This window comes from Agromyces mangrovi (assembly GCF_030296695.1).
GTDB classification, from domain to species: domain Bacteria; phylum Actinomycetota; class Actinomycetes; order Actinomycetales; family Microbacteriaceae; genus Agromyces; species Agromyces mangrovi.
Window position 1 is genome coordinate 3,183,969 of record NZ_AP027737.1, and the last position, 18,075, is coordinate 3,202,043.

General features: G+C 67.9%; 11 protein-coding genes and 3 rRNA genes. All 14 read left to right on the top strand.

Going from position 1 to position 18,075, the window contains the following annotated elements; translation table 11 throughout:
- The first annotated feature begins 82 nt into the window (after positions 1-82).
- A complete protein-coding gene (tyrS, locus tag QUE38_RS15180; RefSeq protein ID WP_286309139.1) occupies positions 83-1,384 on the top strand; it encodes a tyrosine--tRNA ligase in 1,302 nt (433 codons plus the stop codon).
- Between the two features lie 36 nt (positions 1,385-1,420).
- Complete coding sequence (locus tag QUE38_RS15185; protein ID WP_286309140.1) at positions 1,421-2,788, top strand: CoA transferase; 1,368 nt, start codon at positions 1,421-1,423, stop codon at positions 2,786-2,788.
- A gap of 459 nt (positions 2,789-3,247) precedes the next feature.
- Positions 3,248-4,773, top strand: a 16S ribosomal RNA gene (locus QUE38_RS15190).
- Between the two features lie 455 nt (positions 4,774-5,228).
- Positions 5,229-8,331 (top strand): 23S ribosomal RNA (locus QUE38_RS15195).
- A 174-nt stretch (positions 8,332-8,505) separates the two neighbouring features.
- A 5S ribosomal RNA gene (gene rrf / locus QUE38_RS15200) occupies positions 8,506-8,622 on the top strand.
- The 16S, 23S and 5S rRNA genes sit together here, the layout of an rRNA operon.
- Positions 8,623-9,336: 714 nt before the next feature.
- Entirely contained in the window at positions 9,337-10,146 is an 810-nt protein-coding gene (locus QUE38_RS15205) for a tetratricopeptide repeat protein (protein ID WP_286309142.1), read from the top strand.
- Positions 10,118-11,143 carry an HAD-IIA family hydrolase gene (locus QUE38_RS15210; protein WP_286309143.1) on the top strand — a complete coding sequence of 342 codons (1,026 nt, stop codon included), beginning with the start codon at positions 10,118-10,120 and terminating at the stop codon, positions 11,141-11,143. Before QUE38_RS15205 ends, QUE38_RS15210 begins: the two co-directional genes overlap by 29 nt.
- Positions 11,144-11,181: 38 nt before the next feature.
- Positions 11,182-11,391 carry a hypothetical protein gene (locus tag QUE38_RS15215; RefSeq protein ID WP_286309144.1) on the top strand — a complete coding sequence of 70 codons (210 nt, stop codon included), beginning with the start codon at positions 11,182-11,184 and terminating at the stop codon, positions 11,389-11,391.
- Positions 11,388-12,203, top strand: coding sequence for a TlyA family RNA methyltransferase (locus tag QUE38_RS15220; RefSeq protein WP_286311852.1), 816 nt, complete (start codon positions 11,388-11,390; stop codon positions 12,201-12,203). The genes QUE38_RS15215 and QUE38_RS15220 overlap by 4 nt, the downstream gene beginning before the upstream one ends.
- Entirely contained in the window at positions 12,158-13,117 is a 960-nt protein-coding gene (locus QUE38_RS15225) for an NAD kinase (protein ID WP_433996917.1), read from the top strand. Before QUE38_RS15220 ends, QUE38_RS15225 begins: the two co-directional genes overlap by 46 nt.
- Positions 13,110-14,828, top strand: coding sequence for a DNA repair protein RecN (gene recN, locus QUE38_RS15230; RefSeq protein ID WP_286309146.1), 1,719 nt, complete (start codon positions 13,110-13,112; stop codon positions 14,826-14,828). The genes QUE38_RS15225 and recN overlap by 8 nt, the downstream gene beginning before the upstream one ends.
- Positions 14,815-16,503 (top strand): CTP synthase, encoded by a 1,689-nt coding sequence (locus QUE38_RS15235; RefSeq protein ID WP_286309147.1) that lies wholly within the window; start codon positions 14,815-14,817, stop codon positions 16,501-16,503. The genes recN and QUE38_RS15235 overlap by 14 nt, the downstream gene beginning before the upstream one ends.
- Positions 16,496-17,167 (top strand): NUDIX domain-containing protein, encoded by a 672-nt coding sequence (locus QUE38_RS15240; protein WP_286309148.1) that lies wholly within the window; start codon positions 16,496-16,498, stop codon positions 17,165-17,167. The genes QUE38_RS15235 and QUE38_RS15240 overlap by 8 nt, the downstream gene beginning before the upstream one ends.
- Positions 17,164-18,066 (top strand): site-specific tyrosine recombinase XerD, encoded by a 903-nt coding sequence (xerD, locus tag QUE38_RS15245; protein ID WP_286309149.1) that lies wholly within the window; start codon positions 17,164-17,166, stop codon positions 18,064-18,066. The genes QUE38_RS15240 and xerD overlap by 4 nt, the downstream gene beginning before the upstream one ends.
- The last annotated feature ends 9 nt before the right edge of the window (positions 18,067-18,075 follow it).

Sequence of the window (18,075 nt, forward strand, 5' to 3'; positions counted from 1 at the left end):
TGTGGACTTGATCAAGCATGATCAAGCATGGAAGCTTGATCGCTCGACCGGCCGCGCACGGCCCCGCTGCTAGCCTTGCTGCGTGCCAGCCCCCGTGATCCTCGCTTCGCAGCGCATCGACGACTCCTTCGACGACATCTGGGAGGAGCTCGTCTGGCGCGGCCACGTGCACGTCTCCACCGACGAGGCCGCCCTGAAGGAACTGCTCGCGGGCGACCCGATCACGTACTACTGCGGCTTCGACCCGACGGCGCCGAGCCTGCACCTGGGCAACCTCGTGCAGCTCATCGTCATGCGCCGGCTCCAGCTCGCCGGCCACCGACCGCTCGGGCTCGTCGGCGGCTCGACGGGCCTCATCGGCGATCCGCGACCCACCGCCGAGCGCACGCTCAACACCAGGGAGACCGTCGCCGAGTGGGTCGGCTACCTGCAGGCCCAGGTCTCGCGATTCCTCTCGACCGAGGGCGACAACGCGATGCGGCTCGTCAACAACCTCGACTGGACGGCGCCGATGTCGGCGATCGACTTCCTGCGCGAGGTCGGCAAGCACTACCGCGTCGGCACCATGCTGAAGAAGGACGCGGTCGCGGCCCGCCTCGAGTCGAACGAGGGCATCAGCTACACCGAGTTCAGCTACCAGATCCTGCAGGGCATGGACTTCCTGGAGCTCTACCGCAGCTACGGCTGCGTGCTGCAGACCGGGGGCAGCGACCAGTGGGGCAACCTCACGAGTGGCACCGACCTCATCCATCGCGCCGAGGGCGCGAGCGTGCACGCGATCGGCACGCCGCTCGTCACGAACGCCGACGGCACGAAGTTCGGGAAGAGCGAGGGCAACGCGATCTGGCTCGACCCCGCGCTCTGCAGCCCGTACCGCTTCTACCAGTTCTGGCTCAACACCGACGACGCCGACGTGATCTCGCGCCTCAAGGTCTTCACGTTCCTCTCGCGCGACGAGATCGCCGAGTACGAGCAGGCCGTGGCCGACGCGCCCTTCCGCCGCGAGGCCCAGAAGCGGCTCGCGAGCGAGGTCACGACACTGGTGCACGGGGCGGATGCCACGCAGGCCGTGATCGACGCATCGCAGGCGCTGTTCGGGCAGGGCGACCTCGCGTCGCTCGATCCGGCGACCCTTGAGGCGGCCCTGCGCGAGCTGCCGCATGCGACCACAGCGGCGGATGCCCCGGTGGCGCAGCTCCTCGTCGACACCGGGCTCGTGGCAAGCCTCAGCGACGCGCGACGCGCGATCAAGCAGGGCGGGGTGTCGCTCAACAACGCCCGCGTGGAGGACGAGCACGCGACCCTCGAGGGGCAGACGCTGCCCGGCGGCATGGCCGTGCTGCGACGCGGCAAGAAGACCATGGCGGGAGTGTTCCTGGCCTGAGCCTCGGCCGGGGGCGCGCCGCGGGGAGGCGGTGCGATGACGGAGCGGCGGTTCCTGCGCCGTGCGTGGGTGGATCTCGGGCGGCCCGCCGACGAGCTCGACCTCGTCGACCCGCTCCCGGTGCCGGCACTGCCGTCACGGCTGTCGACCGCTGCGCTCGCCGCGGAGTCGGTCGCGGCCGCGTCGCTGGCCGGCGCCGTGGCATCCGTCGCCGGCACCGACCGACCCGCGCCGCGTGTGCGCCTCTCCGGGCCGCGCATCGCCGCCGCGGTGTCGAGCGAGCGCTCGTTTCGTCTCGACGGCGAGTCGCCGGACGTCTGGGCGCCGATGTCGGGGTTCTTCCGCGCGCGTGACGGGTGGGTGCGCACGCACGGCAACTACCCGCACCACGCCGCGGCGCTCCGGCGTGCGCTGGGGTTGGGGGCGGATGCGACGGCCGACGACCTCGCTGCGGTGCTGGCGCGGACCGATGCGGCGGATGCCTCGCAGCGCGTGACCGCGGCCGGTGGCCTGTGCGTCGTGGTCGCGCCCGAACAGCCGTCCGTGGATGCCGCGCTCGCCGCGACCCCGCTCGTGGAGGTGCGTCGCCTGGGGGATGCCGCACCCCGCGCGCCGCTGCCCGGGGCGGCGGATGCGCCGCTCGCCGGGGTCCGGGTGCTCGACCTCACGCGCGTGATCGCCGGGCCGGTCTGCACGCGCACGCTCGCGCTGCTCGGCGCCGACGTACTGAGAATCGATTCGCCGCGGCTGCCCGAGCCCGAGTGGCAGCACCTCGACTCGGGTGCCGGCAAGCGCTCGGCCCTGGTCGACGCCGGCACGGCTGAGGGTCGAGCGCGTCTCGAGCGGCTCCTGGCCGACGCGGACGTGCTCGTCACGGGGTACCGTCCCGAGGCGATCGCGGGGTTGGGTCTCGCTGCGGACGACGTCGCCGCGCGGCATCCGGGCATCGTCGTCGTGCAGCTCGCGGCCTGGGGGTTCGGCGCCGCAGATCGTGCGCGACGCGGGTTCGACTCGATCGTGCAGGCCGCGAGCGGCATCGGCTGTATTGAGGGCGGTGAGCGTCCGGAGGCGCTTCCTGCGCAGGTGCTCGACCATGCGACGGGGTACCTGCTGGCGGCCACCGCCGTCACGATCCTCGAGCGGCAGCGCGCGGACGGCGGGTCCTGGTCGGTGCACGGATCGCTTCGGCGCACCGCGGCGGAGCTGCTGCGGTCGCCGCGGGCGGCGGACCCGTCACCGCCGGAGACGCTCACCGCCGAGGCACGTGCACTGCAGGAGGTCGAGTTCGCCGACCCGCCGCGCGTGCGAACGGTGCTGCCGGCGGTCGCGTTCGACGGGCTGCCCGACGCCTGGCCGAGCGCGCCGCACGCGTGGGGGAGCGACGCACCGGAGTGGGCCCGCTGAGTGGGGCGGGATCCGCGTGATTCCGGGCGACACGCCCGGGATGCGGGAGTGATTTGCGGGGACCCCGGGATGCACGTAATGTATTCCCTTGTCACCCCAAAGGTGCGGAAGAGCGAGAGGGTCCTGAGCGGCCCGGCCTTCCACCTCAAGCGGGACCACCCCAAGCCAGATCGAAGCAAGTTCTTCGGGCTGTGCTTGAAGCCTCCGGACGAGTCGCAAGACGCGGCCGGTAGGAAGAACGAAGGCCTCGGGCTGATCGACTCTTCACGAGTCGTGAAACGTGAGCGTCCGTTTCTTGAGAACTCAATAGCGTGCACTATGTTCAATGCCATTTTTTGAACCCCGTCCGGTCTTTTGGCCGGTTGGGATTCCTTTGGATTGATGGACAGCCAGTTTTGGTTGTTCTTTGGTCAGAGATCAGATTTGTCGGCCCTCTTTTTGTTGGGTTGGCGCCATTTTTTTTTGGAGAGTTTGATCCTGGCTCAGGACGAACGCTGGCGGCGTGCTTAACACATGCAAGTCGAACGATGAAGCCCAGCTTGCTGGGTGGATTAGTGGCGAACGGGTGAGTAACACGTGAGTAACCTGCCCTGGACTCTGGGATAACCCCGAGAAATCGGAGCTAATACCGGATAGGACTTCGCACCGCATGGTGTGGGGTGGAAAGTTTTTTCGGTTTGGGATGGACTCGCGGCCTATCAGCTTGTTGGTGAGGTAATGGCTCACCAAGGCGTCGACGGGTAGCCGGCCTGAGAGGGTGACCGGCCACACTGGGACTGAGACACGGCCCAGACTCCTACGGGAGGCAGCAGTGGGGAATATTGCACAATGGGCGCAAGCCTGATGCAGCAACGCCGCGTGAGGGATGACGGCCTTCGGGTTGTAAACCTCTTTTAGTAGGGAAGAAGGGCTTCGGCTTGACGGTACCTGCAGAAAAAGCACCGGCTAACTACGTGCCAGCAGCCGCGGTAATACGTAGGGTGCAAGCGTTGTCCGGAATTATTGGGCGTAAAGAGCTCGTAGGCGGTTTGTCGCGTCTGCTGTGAAAACGCGAGGCTCAACCTCGCGCCTGCAGTGGGTACGGGCAGACTCGAGTGCGGTAGGGGAGACTGGAATTCCTGGTGTAGCGGTGGAATGCGCAGATATCAGGAGGAACACCGATGGCGAAGGCAGGTCTCTGGGCCGTAACTGACGCTGAGGAGCGAAAGCGTGGGGAGCGAACAGGATTAGATACCCTGGTAGTCCACGCCGTAAACGTTGGGCGCTAGATGTGGGGACCTTTCCACGGTTTCCGTGTCGTAGCTAACGCATTAAGCGCCCCGCCTGGGGAGTACGGCCGCAAGGCTAAAACTCAAAGGAATTGACGGGGGCCCGCACAAGCGGCGGAGCATGCGGATTAATTCGATGCAACGCGAAGAACCTTACCAAGGCTTGACATATACGGGAACGCCTCAGAAATGAGGAACTCTTTGGACACTCGTATACAGGTGGTGCATGGTTGTCGTCAGCTCGTGTCGTGAGATGTTGGGTTAAGTCCCGCAACGAGCGCAACCCTCGTCCTCTGTTGCCAGCACGTCATGGTGGGAACTCAGGGGAAACTGCCGGGGTCAACTCGGAGGAAGGTGGGGATGACGTCAAATCATCATGCCCCTTATGTCTTGGGCTTCACGCATGCTACAATGGCCGGTACAAAGGGCTGCGATGTCGTAAGGCGGAGCGAATCCCAAAAAGCCGGTCTCAGTTCGGATTGAGGTCTGCAACTCGACCTCATGAAGTCGGAGTCGCTAGTAATCGCAGATCAGCAACGCTGCGGTGAATACGTTCCCGGGCCTTGTACACACCGCCCGTCAAGTCATGAAAGTCGGTAACACCCGAAGCCGGTGGCCCAACCCTTGTGGAGGGAGCTGTCGAAGGTGGGATCGGTGATTAGGACTAAGTCGTAACAAGGTAGCCGTACCGGAAGGTGCGGCTGGATCACCTCCTTTCTAAGGAGCATCTGGGGACCGAGAGGTTCTCCAGGCACACCAGATCAGGACCGAATGTGTTCTGCTGGTTGCTCATGGGTGGAACGTTGGCATAGGTGTCGGTCGGATCCGATCACTGCTCAGTACATCCCGCGCTTGTCGTGGGAAGGGAACGGTGGGGGTTGGTGGTGGCCGGCACATGCACGCTATTGGGTCCTGAGGGACCGGGCCTTTCGGGGCTTCGTAACCTTGCACGGACCCGCATTCGGCACCAGCGTATGGCTGGTGGTGGTGTGGGTACCGTTCGTGTGTTGAGAACTACATAGTGGACGCGAGCATCTTAGATCGACCTGTCTTCGGGCGGGTCGTTCACAAGATCAAGTAAGACACTCCTTCTTCGGAGGGGGTGTCCGACTGATCATTGGTCAATCTCATGCACCCTTTGGGGTGTGTGCGATCGATTCATACTCATGTGATTTCAAGTTTCTAAGAGCAAACGGTGGATGCCTTGGCATCTGGAGCCGAAGAAGGACGTCGTAATCTGCGATAAGCCTCGGGGAGTTGATAAACGAGCTGTGATCCGAGGATTTCCGAATGGGGAAACCCCGCCAGGCCCTTCGGGTGACCTGGTGACTCCCGCCTGAATGTATAGGGCGGGTAGAGGGAACGTGGGGAAGTGAAACATCTCAGTACCCACAGGAAGAGAAAACAATAGTGATTCCGTTAGTAGTGGCGAGCGAACGCGGATGAGGCTAAACCGAGCCATGTGTGATACCCGGCAGGGGTTGCATGGTCGGGGTTGTGGGACTTCTCGGACTGTTCTGCCGGACAGTCACGGTGACGTGTCGGGTATAGACGAACCGCATTGAAAGGCGGACCGGAGTGGGTGTGAGTCCCGTAGTCGAAATGCCTGGCCGGCCGGAGGAGTATCCCAAGTAGCACGGGGCCCGAGAAATCCCGTGTGAATCTGTCAGGACCACCTGATAAGCCTAAATACTCCCAGATGACCGATAGCGGACAAGTACCGTGAGGGAAAGGTGAAAAGTACCCCGGGAGGGGAGTGAAATAGTACCTGAAACCGTTTGCTTACAAACCGTTGGAGCCTCCTTGTTGGGGTGACAGCGTGCCTTTTGAAGAATGAGCCTGCGAGTTAGTGATATGTGGCGAGGTTAACCCGTGTGGGGTAGCCGTAGCGAAAGCGAGTCTGAATAGGGCGATTTTAGTCGCATGTCCTAGACCCGAAGCGAAGTGATCTATCCATGGCCAGGTTGAAGCGACGGTAAGACGTCGTGGAGGACCGAACCCACTTCAGTTGAAAATGGAGGGGATGAGCTGTGGATAGGGGTGAAAGGCCAATCAAACTTCGTGATAGCTGGTTCTCTCCGAAATGCATTTAGGTGCAGCGTTGCGTGTTTCTTGCCGGAGGTAGAGCTACTGGATGGCCGATGGGCCCCAACAGGTTACTGACGTCAGCCAAACTCCGAATGCCGGTAAGTGAGAGCGCAGCAGTGAGACGGTGGGGGATAAGCTTCATCGTCGAGAGGGAAACAACCCAGACCACCGACTAAGGTCCCTAAGCGCGTGCTAAGTGGGAAAGGATGTGGAGTTGCACAGACAACCAGGAGGTTGGCTTAGAAGCAGCCACCCTTGAAAGAGTGCGTAATAGCTCACTGGTCAAGTGATTCCGCGCCGACAATGTAACGGGGCTCAAGCACGTCACCGAAGTCGTGGGATTCGCACAGTTGACAGGCCTTCGTGGTCCAGTCGTGCGGATCGGTAGGAGAGCGTCGTGTGCCGGGTGAAGCGGCGGAGTGATCCAGCCGTGGATGGCACACGAGTGAGAATGCAGGCATGAGTAGCGAAAGACGGGTGAGAAACCCGTCCTCCGGAAGACCAAGGGTTCCAGGGTCAAGCTAATCTTCCCTGGGTAAGTCGGGACCTAAGGCGAGGCCGACAGGCGTAGTCGATGGACAACGGGTTGATATTCCCGTACCGGCGAAGAACCGCCCACACTAATCCAGCAATGCTAACCATCCGAACCATCCCATCGTCCCTTCGGGGGCACCGGGGTGGGGAGCGTGGGACCCGAGTCTGGTGCGGTGAGCGTATTAACAGGTGTGACGCAGGAAGGTAGCCGAGCCGGGCGATGGTTGTCCCGGTCCAAGCGTGTAGGCCGAACGGTAGGCAAATCCGCCGTTCATCATGGCTGAGACGCGATGGGGATGAAAAGTCGGTGATCCTATGCTGCCGAGAAAAGCATCGACGCGAGGTTCCAGCCGCCCGTACCCCAAACCGACTCAGGTGGTCAGGTAGAGAATACCGAGGAGATCGAGAGAATCGTGGTTAAGGAACTCGGCAAAATGCCCCCGTAACTTCGGGAGAAGGGGGCCGGATTCGTGAAGGGACTTGCTCCTGGAGCGTTGAAGGCCGCAGAGACCAGTGGGAAGCGACTGTTTACTAAAAACACAGGTCCGTGCCAAGTCGCAAGACGATGTATACGGACTGACGCCTGCCCGGTGCTGGAAGGTTAAGCGGAACGGTTAGCTCTTCGGAGCGAAGCTGAGAAGTTAAGCCCCAGTAAACGGCGGTGGTAACTATAACCATCCTAAGGTAGCGAAATTCCTTGTCGGGTAAGTTCCGACCTGCACGAATGGCGTAACGACTTCCCAGCTGTCTCAACCGCGAACTCGGCGAAATTGCATTACGAGTAAAGATGCTCGTTACGCGCAGCAGGACGGAAAGACCCCGTGACCTTTACTACAGCTTGGTATTGGTGTTCGGTGTGGCTTGTGTAGGATAGGTGGGAGACTTTGAAGCGGGCACGCCAGTGTTCGTGGAGTCATTGTTGAAATACCACTCTGGTCACTCTGGATATCTAACTTCGGACCGTAATCCGGTTCAGGGACAGTGCCTGGTGGGTAGTTTAACTGGGGCGGTTGCCTCCCAAAGAGTAACGGAGGCGCCCAAAGGTTCCCTCAACCTGGTTGGCAATCAGGTGGCGAGTGTAAGTGCACAAGGGAGCTTGACTGCGAGACTGACAGGTCGAGCAGGGACGAAAGTCGGGACTAGTGATCCGGCAGTGGCTTGTGGAAGCGCTGTCGCTCAACGGATAAAAGGTACCTCGGGGATAACAGGCTGATCTTGCCCAAGAGTCCATATCGACGGCATGGTTTGGCACCTCGATGTCGGCTCGTCGCATCCTGGGGCTGGAGTAGGTCCCAAGGGTTGGGCTGTTCGCCCATTAAAGCGGTACGCGAGCTGGGTTTAGAACGTCGTGAGACAGTTCGGTCCCTATCCGCTGCGCGCGCAGGAAATTTGAGAGGATCTGACCCTAGTACGAGAGGACCGGGTTGGACGAACCTCTGGTGTGTCAGTTGTTCCGCCAGGAGCACCGCTGATTAGCTACGTTCGGGATGGATAACCGCTGAAAGCATCTAAGCGGGAAGCCGGCCTCGAGATGAGATTTCCATCCCCTTCGGGGGAGAGGCGCCCAGCCAGACGACTGGGTTGATAGGCCAGATGTGGAAGCCCGGCAACGGGTGTAGCTGACTGGTACTAATACGCCGACAACTTGATTATCACTACACACACCCACGTGTAAGGCAGGGGTGTGTGGCCTGTAGATCGCTCGCGTCCACTCTGTGGTTCCCACCACACGAACAACAACTCAACACCCACCCACAACCCGCCTTCGGGTTGGCGGGGTGGGACCCGAGACCACACACCCCCATCACGCGTGGGTGTGGCTAGAGTTTCGGCGGCCATAGCGCGAGGGAAACGCCCGGACCCATTCCGAACCCGGAAGCTAAGACTCGCAGCGCCGATGGTACTGCAGGGGCCACCCTGTGGGAGAGTAGGACACCGCCGGACATACCTTCCGAGATGGCCACCCGATGACGGGTGGCCATCTCGCATTTAAGCACCCACCCGCGAGGCATCGCCCGCAGTACGGTGGACAACGACAACAGCACAGACGACGGGAACATCGTGGACGACGAGCGCAAGAAGCGTCCGGAGCAGGCTCCGGACCGAGCCGGCGCGTCCGGCAGCGGCGAACGACGGAACTCGTCCCGCGGCGACGCCCGCAGCGGAGACCGGAAGCCCGCGCGTTCGAGCGGCGGCGCCAGGGGCGACTCGGCGAAGGGCGGCTCGGGTCGTAACCCGGACCGCAAGCCGTACGGCGGTGACCGGAAATCGTCTGGGGGCGATCGCAGGCCCTATGGCGGCGATCGGAAATCGTCCGGCGGAGACCGGAAGTCCCACAGCGGCGGGAAACCGCGTCGTGATGGCGATCGTCCGCGGCAGCAGCGTGAGTACGACGGCGCTCGACGGTCCTCGTCGGACCGGAGCGGCCGTCCCGATCGTGCAGGCCGACCCGATCGCACGGATCGCGCAGGTCGCCCCGATCGCGGTGGTCGTCCCGACCGTTCCGGTCGTCCGGACCGCGCGGGTCGCGGGCCGCAGTCGGACCGCTACGACCGCGACGGCGGGAAGCGCGGCGGTCGTCAGGGGCAGGGCCGTGTCGCCGGTCGCGGTCCCCAGCGCGGGCCGCGCGAGGAGCGCGAGTCGACGCCGCGGCGCTACGTGCCCGAGCTCGACCCGTCGATCGACCCGCGCGAGCTCGACCGCGCCGCTCGCGCGGAGCTGAAGACGCTCAGCAAGGAGAACGCGGAGCAGGTCGCGAAGCACCTGGTCGCCGCATCCCGCCTGCTCGACGACGACCCCGCACGCGCGCACGAGCACGCCCTCGAGGCGGCGCATCGTGCCGGTCGCGTCGCGGTCGTCCGCGAGTCCCTCGCCATCACGGCCTACGCGACCGGCGACTTCGCCCTGGCGCTCCGCGAGCTGCGCACCTATCGACGCATCTCCGGGCGCGACGACCAACTGCCGCTCATGGTCGACAGCGAGCGGGGCGTCGGTCGCCCCGAGAAGGCGCTCGAACTCGGCCGCTCGGTCGACCGCGCGTCGCTCGAGACCGTGGTGCAGGTCGGCCTCGCGATCGCGATGTCCGGCGCGCGACTCGACCTCGGCCAGGCCGAGGACGCGCTCTCGGAGCTCGAGATCCCGCAGCTCGACCCCGATCGGGCGTTCAGCTGGAGCCCCGCGCTCTTCGACGCGTACGCGGAGGTGCTCGAGGAACTCGGGCGCGACGCCGCCGCAACCGAGTGGCGCGAGCGATCGGCGCGGGCCGAGGCGGCGCTCGACGCGGCATCCGCCGGGAACGAGACCGTCACGGTGTTCGAGATGGCCGAGGAGGAGCCCGTGGAGGTTCCCGCGGCTCAGGTGGCAGAGCCCACGGCTGATACCGCTGAGCCGGTCGAGGCCGCCGAGCCTGCCGACGCCGCTGAGCCTGCCGAAGCTGACGATGACGCCGCTGCGACGCCCGAAGACTGAGCCCGCGACCCCGCTCGACGGGGCAGATGCGGTGCTCGCCGACCTCGACGGCGTCGTGTACGCCGGCGCGGACGCGCTGCCGCACGCCGTCGAGAGTCTCCGGCTGGCCGCGGCATCCGTGCCCGTCGGGTACATCACGAACAACGCCTCCCGCAGCGACGCGACCGTCGCGCGGCACCTGTCGGAGCTCGGCCTCGACGTCGCGCCCGAGCACGTGGTGACGTCGCCGCAGGCGGCGATGCGCCTGCTGACGCAGACGGTCGAGCCCGGGGCATCCGTGCTCGTCGTCGGCGGCGAGGGCATCGTGATCGAGCTCGAGCGCGCCGGCTACGTGCCGACGCGTTCCGCCGAGGACGCGCCCGCCGCGGTCGTGCAGGGCTTCGCGCCCGACGTCGGCTGGGCCCAGCTCGCCGAGGCGGCCTTCGCGATCCAGGACGCGGCCGAGCGCGGCGGCATTCCGTGGATCGCCACGAACACCGACTGGACGATTCCGGTCGCGCGCGGCATCGCGCCGGGCAACGGCACGCTGGTCTCCGCGGTGCACACGGCGGTCGGCATCCTGCCGCAGGTGGCCGGCAAGCCGGAGACGCCGATCTTCCTCGAGGCGACGGATCGCTTCGGGGCATCCGCTCCGCTCATGATCGGCGACCGGCTGGACACCGACATTCTCGGCGCCAATCGCGCGGGGATGCGCTCCGCCCTCGTGCTCACGGGCATCGACCGGGCGAAGCAGGTGCTCGCGGCGACGCCCGACATGCGTCCCGACTACGTGCTCGCCGACCTGCGCGGCCTGCACGAACCGTACCCGGAGACGTCCACGCGCCGCGACGGCACCGTGACCGTCGGCCGCGCGGCCGTGCGCATCGACGGCCGTACCGTCACGATCGTGCGCGACGGCGACGAGCCGCTCGACCTGCTGCGCGCGGCGAGCCGCGCCATCTGGGACAGTGCCACGCCGATCCACGGCCTCGAGGTGCCCGAGCGGCTCTACGCCTGACGGGCGCGATGCGAGCGGGCACGCGATAGCGTGGAGACGTGAGTGACGCACCGCCCGAGGACGCCGGCCCCGAGCACGTGAGCCCCGAGGCATCCGCCGACGAGGTCGCCGACGACGCGACCGGGCTGACGGACCGCCTGGCCGGCATCGACGAACTGCCGCTCGAGCAGCGCGCCGTGGCGTTCGAGCAGCTGCACGGCGAGCTGCGCGCCCAGCTCGAGGGCGCCGACCCGGAGGCGGCCGACTGACCCCCGACGACGGCCGGCTCGACGCGACCCTCGCCGCACGCGGGCTCGCGCGGTCGCGCACGCACGCCGCGCAGCTGATCGCCGCGGGCGAGGTCGCGGTGGACGGGCGAGTCGTGCGCAAGGCCTCGACGCGCGTCGCCTCAGGCGCGGACATCGTCGTCGAGGCATCCGACCACTACGTCAGCCGCGCGGCGTGGAAGCTCGTGACGGCCCTCGACGCGTTCGACGTCGACCCGGCCGGGCGCACCGTGCTCGACGCCGGGGCGTCGACGGGCGGGTTCAGCCAGGTGCTGCTCGAGCGCGGTGCCGCCACCGTCATCGCCGTTGACGTCGGCCACGACCAGCTCGCACCCGACCTGCGCGACGCGCCCGGGCTGGTGCTGGTCGAGGGATGCAACGTGCGCGACCTCACGCCCGAGGTGCTCGCCGACCTGTCCGGCGTCGCCGAGCGGCCGTCGCTCGTGACCGCCGACCTCTCCTTCATCTCGCTGCGCACCGTGCTGCCGGCGCTCCGCGCCACCGCGGCCGACGATGCCGAGTTCGTGCTGCTCGTGAAGCCGCAGTTCGAGGTGGGCCGCACGGGGGTGAAGGCCGGCGTGGTGCGCGACGACGCGCTGCGCGCCGATGCGGTGATGGACGTGCTCGAGGCGGCGGCGGGCCTCGGGCTCGGCACGGCCGGGGTCGTGTCCTCCCCAGTGCAGGGCACGCACGGCAACATCGAGCTGCTCGCGTGGTTGCGCGCCGACGGCGGGAGCGATCCGTCACAATGGAGGGAACTCGTGGCGGCGGAGACGAAGGGCGGTCGGGCGTGAGCGAAGCGCGGCACTTCCTGGTCGTCTCGCACACCGGACGCCGCGACTCGCTGGAGGCCACCTCGGAGGTGTGCCGGCAGCTGTCCGCGGCAGGTGCGACCCCCGTGATCGCCGACGAGCAGTGGGACGACCTGCACGAGTTCGACCCCGAGATGAACGGCGGCGCCCGCCGCCTCGACGCGGAGGTCTCGATCGCCGAGATCGAGCTCGTCATCGTGCTGGGCGGCGACGGCACCATCCTTCGGGCCGCCGAGATGATCCGCGGCCACTCGGCGCCGTTGCTCGGCGTGAACCTCGGGCACGTCGGCTTCCTGGCCGAGTCGGAGCGCGACGACCTCGGGTACACCGTGACTCGCGCCCTCGCCCGCGACTACGAGGTCGAGGAGCGCATGGCGCTCGCGGTGCGGGTGAAGCACGGAATGGACGTGGTCTGGGAGAGCTGGGCGCTCAACGAGGTCACCGTCGAGAAGGCCGAGCGCGAGCGGCTGCTCGAGGTCGTCATCGAGGTCGACCGGCGGCCGTTGTCGTCATTCGGATGCGACGGGGTGGTCGTCTCCACGCCGACGGGCTCGACCGCGTACGCGTTCTCCGCCGGCGGGCCCGTGGTGTGGCCCGCGGTCGAGGCGATGCTGCTCGTGCCGCTCAGCGCGCACGCGCTGTTCGCGCGCCCGCTCGTGGTGGGGCCGGAGTCGTCGCTCGCCGTCGAGGTGCTCGACCGAACGAACGCCTCGGGCGTGCTCTGGTGCGACGGGCGGCGCATGCACGACCTGCCGCCGGGCGCGCGCGTGATCGTGCGGCGCTCCGAGACGCCGGTGCGCCTCGCGCGCCTGCACGAGGCCCCGTTCACCGACCGGCTCGTCAACAAGTTCCGACTCCCCGTCGCGGGGTGGAGAGGGCCCGGTACGCGTGATTGAGGAACTGTCCATCCGCGACCTGGGCGTGATCGCGGAGGCGACGCTGCCCGTCGGCCCCGGGTTCACGGCGGTGACCGGCGAGACCGGCGCGGGCAAGACCATGGTCGTCTCCGCGCTCGGGCTGCTGCTCGGCTCGCGCGCCGACGCGGGCACGGTGCGCCAGGGCGCGGAGCGCGCGTGGGTCGAGGGGCGCTGGCTCGTCGCCGACGACGGGTCGGTGGCCGAGCGTGCACGCGACGCCGGCGGCGACGTCGACGAGGGCGAGCTGCTGCTCGGCCGCTCGGTCTCCGCCGAGGGACGCAGCCGCGCCGTCGTGGGCGGTCGCAGCGCGCCGGTGGGCGTGCTCGCCGACCTGGGCGAGTCGCTCGTCGTCGTGCACGGCCAGTCCGACCAGGTCAGGCTGCGCTCCGCGGTCGCGCAGCGCGACGCGCTCGACCGGTTCGCCGGCGATGCGCTGCAGCCGGTGCTCGCCGAGTACCGCGAGGCGTTCCAGCGCTGGCGGGCCGCCGCGACCGAGCACGCGGAGCTGGTCGCGGCCCACGAGGAGCGCGCCCGCGAGGCCGAGGAGCTCCGCGCCGCGATGGACGAGATCGCCGCCGCCGAGCCGGTCGCGGGGGAGAGCCGCGAGCTCGCCGAGCGCGCGGACCGGCTGACCAACCTCGAGGAGCTGCGGCTCGCGGGGGAGCAGGCGCGCGAGATGCTCTCCTCCGACGCGGTCGACGACGTGCCCGACGCCGTCGTGCTGGTCGACGGCGCGCGACGCGCGCTCGAACGCGTCGCCGAGCACGACGCGCAGCTCGCCCCCATCGCCGAGGCACTCGCATCCGCCGGTTTCATCCTCTCCGACGCGGTCGCCGACCTCTCGGGTTACCTCGCCGGCCTCGACGCCGACGGCAGCCGCGAGCTCGAGCTGATCCAGGAGCGCCGGGCGCTGCTCACCGACCTCGAGCGCCGCTTCGGCCCGACCCTCGACGACGTCATCGCCTACGCCGATCGCGGCGGGCTGCGCCTGCTCGAGCTCGACGGCGACGACGAGCGCATCGTGCAGCTCGCCGAACAGGTCGAAGCGGATGCCGCGACGGTCGACCAACTCGCGACGCGCATCTCGGGCATCCGCCGCGACGCCGGCGCCGAGCTCGCCGAGCGCGTGACCGCCGAGCTCGCCGCGCTCGCCATGCCCGACGCCCGTCTCGAGGTGCAGGTCGACGACTCGGGCGAGCTCACGATGCACGGGCGCGACAGCGTGGCGATCCTGCTCGCCCCGCACGCGGGCGCGCCCGCGAGGCCGGTGTCGAAGGGGGCATCCGGTGGCGAACTCTCGCGCGTCATGCTCGCGATCGAGGTGGTCGTCGCGGCGACCGACCCGGTGCCCACGTTCGTGTTCGACGAGGTCGACGCGGGCGTCGGCGGTGCGGCCGCGATCGAGATCGGGCGGCGGCTCGCGCGCCTCGCCGAGACCTCGCAGGTGATCGTCGTGACGCACCTCGCGCAGGTCGCCGCGTTCGCCACCAACCACCTGCGCGTGGCCAAGGGGTCCGACGGCCGGGTCACGGCCTCGAGCGTCCAGCAGCTCGACGGCGACGAGCGCGCCGCCGAGATGGCCCGCCTGCTGTCCGGCCTCGCCGACTCCGACTCCGGCCTCGCGCACGCTCGCGAGCTGCTCTCCCTCGCCCACACTGCTGATAGGATGGAAGCCCGTGGCGGATATTGACAGCGCGGAATCCTCGAACGACACGACCAAGCACATCTTCGTGACCGGTGGTGTCGTTTCTTCATTGGGCAAGGGCCTCACGGCCGCCAGCCTCGGCAACCTCCTGACCGCGCGGGGTCTGCGCGTCGTCATGCAGAAGCTCGACCCGTACCTCAACGTCGACCCGGGAACGATGAACCCGTTCCAGCACGGCGAGGTGTTCGTGACCGACGACGGCGCCGAGACCGACCTCGACATCGGCCACTACGAGCGCTTCCTCGACATCAACCTCAGCCAGGCGGCGAACGTCACCACCGGGCAGATCTACTCCACCGTCATCGCCAAGGAGCGCCGCGGCGAGTACCTCGGCGACACCGTGCAGGTCATCCCGCACATCACCGACGAGATCAAGCGACGGATGCGACTGCAGGCATCCGAGACCCCCAAGCCCGACGTGATCATCACCGAGATCGGCGGCACGGTCGGCGACATCGAGTCGCAGCCGTTCATCGAGTCGGCCCGCCAGGTGCGCCACGAGCTCGGCCGCGGCAACGCGTTCTTCGTGCACGTCTCGCTCGTGCCGTACATGGGCGCGTCGGGCGAGCAGAAGACGAAGCCCACGCAGCACTCCGTGGCGACGCTCCGCTCGATCGGCATCCAGCCCGACGCGCTCGTGCTGCGCAGCGACCGCCCCGTCACCGAGGCGAACAAGCGCAAGATCGCGCTCATGTGCGACGTCGACGAGCAGGCCGTCGTCAACGCGGTCGACGTGCCGAGCATCTACGACATCCCCACGATGCTGCACGACCAGGGCCTCGACCAGTACATCATCGACTCGCTCGGCCTCCAGACCCGCGACGTCGACTGGAGCGGCTGGGCCGGCCTCCTCGAGGCCGTGCACGAGCCCAAGCACGAGGTCACGATCGGCCTGGTCGGCAAGTACATCGACCTTCCCGACGCCTACCTGTCGGTGACCGAGGCGCTCCGCGCCGGCGGCTTCGCGGGCAAGACCAAGGTCAACCTGCGCTGGATCCCCTCCGACGAGTGCGAGACGCAGGAGGGTGCCGCGCGCCACCTGTCCGAGCTCGACGGCATCTGCGTGCCCGGCGGGTTCGGCGTGCGCGGCATCGAGGGCAAGCTCGGCGCGCTCCGCTTCGCGCGCGACAACCACATCCCCGCGCTCGGCCTGTGCCTCGGCCTGCAGTGCATGGTCATCGAGTACGCCCGCAACGTGGCCGGCCTCGACGGCGCATCGTCGTCGGAGTTCGACCCCGACACGCGGTTCCCGGTCATCGCGACCATGGAGGAGCAGGTCGAGATCATCGCCGAGGGCGACATGGGCGGCACGATGCGCCTGGGCCTGTACCCGGCGGCCCTCGCCGAGGGGTCGCTCGCGGCCGAGCTCTACGACTCGGAGCTCGTCTCCGAGCGCCACCGCCACCGCTACGAGGTGAACAACGGCTACCGCGAGCAGATCGCCGACGCGGGCCTCGTGTTCTCGGGCACGAGCCCCGACCGGCACCTGGTCGAGTTCGTCGAGCTGCCGCGCGACGTGCACCCGTTCTACATCGGCACGCAGGCACACCCCGAGCTGCGCAGCCGGCCGAACGACGCGCACCCGCTGTTCCGCGGGCTCGTGGCGGCCGCCCTCGAGCGTCGCCGCGCGAGCCTGCTCTTCGACAACTCGGATGCCTGATCAGGTGACGGGCTCCGGCAGCGAACCGGCCGACGGGCCGATCGCCGACGAGTACGCCCCGATCGAGCCGGTCGAGGTCGAGCGCGTCTTCACGGGCCGAGTCTGGAACCTGCGCCGCGACACCGTCGAGTACGGCGACGGCCGCATCGTGCGCGAGTACGTCGACCACACGGGCGCCGTCGCGGTGCTCGCGCTCGACGACGACGACCGCGCGTTCCTCATCCAGCAGTACCGCCACCCGGTGCGCACGCGCGACTGGGAGATTCCGGCGGGCCTGCTCGACATCGACGGCGAGCCGCCGCTCGAGGCGGCGCAGCGCGAGCTCGCCGAGGAGGCCGACCTCGAGGCCGACGACTGGTCGGTGCTCACCGAGTTCTACAACTCGCCCGGCGGCAGCGACGAAGCGCTGCGCATCTACCTCGCGCGCGGCCTGCGCCCCACGGCCGAGCCGTTCCCGCGAGAGGCCGAGGAAGCCGACATGCAGACGCGCTGGGTGCCGCTCGACGAGCTCGTCGAGGCGGTGCTCGCGCGGCGGGTGCAGAACGCCGCGCTCGTGATCGCCGCGCTCGCCGCGAGCGCGTCCCGGGCGGCCGGGTGGGCGACCCTGGCGCCCGCGGACGCCCCGTGGCCCGCGCACCCCAAGCTGGGGCGCCGCACGGAATGAGCCCGAGCGCGGTCGAGCCGTACCTGCGCCACCTCACCATCGAGCGGGGGCTGTCGGGCAACACCGTCGCGGCGTACCGGCGCGACCTCGACCGCTACGGCGCGTGGCTCGCCGCGCGCGGCATCGACGACGCGGCATCCGTCACCGAACAGGACGTCGTGGACTTCGTCGCGTCGCTGCGCGCCGACCCGGAGCATCCGATGGCCGCCTCGTCGGTCGCCCGCATCCTCTCGTCGGTACGCGGACTGCACCGCTTCCTCGTCGAGGAGGGCCGCGCCGCGACCGACCCGACGGCGGACGTGCGGCCGCCGAAGCTCGCATCGCGCCTGCCCAAGGCGATCTCGGTCGAGGAGGTGCAGGCGCTGCTCGACGCGACCGACGGCGACGACCCGGTCGCGCTGCGCGACCGCGCGCTGCTGGAGCTGCTCTACGCGACCGGCGCGCGCGTGTCGGAGGCCGTCGCGCTGAACGTCGACGACGTGCAGGACGCGGAGGTCGTGCGCCTGCTCGGCAAGGGCGGCAAACAGCGCATCGTGCCGGTCGGCAGCTTCGCGCGCGAGGCGCTCGGCGCGTACCTCGTGCGCGTGCGTCCCGACTTCGCCGCCCGCGGCCGCTCGACCCCGGCGCTCTTCCTCGGCCCCCGCGGGGCGCGCATGTCGCGGCAGAGCGCCTGGCTCGCGATCCGCGCGGCGGCGGAGCGCGCGGGCATCCGCGCCGAGATCTCGCCGCACACGCTGCGCCACTCGTTCGCGACCCACCTGCTCGCCGGCGGCGCCGACGTGCGCGTCGTGCAGGAGCTGCTCGGCCACTCGTCGGTCGCGACCACGCAGATCTACACGCTCGTCACGGTCGACACACTCCGGGATATGTACACGGCCGCACACCCTCGCGCTCGCTAGAATCGGGCA

What these genes read in the sequence shown, in the direction of transcription:
- QUE38_RS15185 (WP_286309140.1), top strand. Translation starts at nt 1,421, where the DNA reads ATGACGGAGCGGCGGTTCCTGCGCCGTGCGTGGGTGGATCTCGGGCGG.
- xerD (WP_286309149.1), top strand. Translation starts at nt 17,164, where the DNA reads ATGAGCCCGAGCGCGGTCGAGCCGTACCTGCGCCACCTCACCATCGAG.
- QUE38_RS15225 (WP_433996917.1), top strand. Translation starts at nt 12,158, where the DNA reads ATGGAGGGAACTCGTGGCGGCGGAGACGAAGGGCGGTCGGGCGTGAGC.
- QUE38_RS15240 (WP_286309148.1), top strand. Translation starts at nt 16,496, where the DNA reads ATGCCTGATCAGGTGACGGGCTCCGGCAGCGAACCGGCCGACGGGCCG.
- QUE38_RS15210 (WP_286309143.1), top strand. Translation starts at nt 10,118, where the DNA reads ATGACGCCGCTGCGACGCCCGAAGACTGAGCCCGCGACCCCGCTCGAC.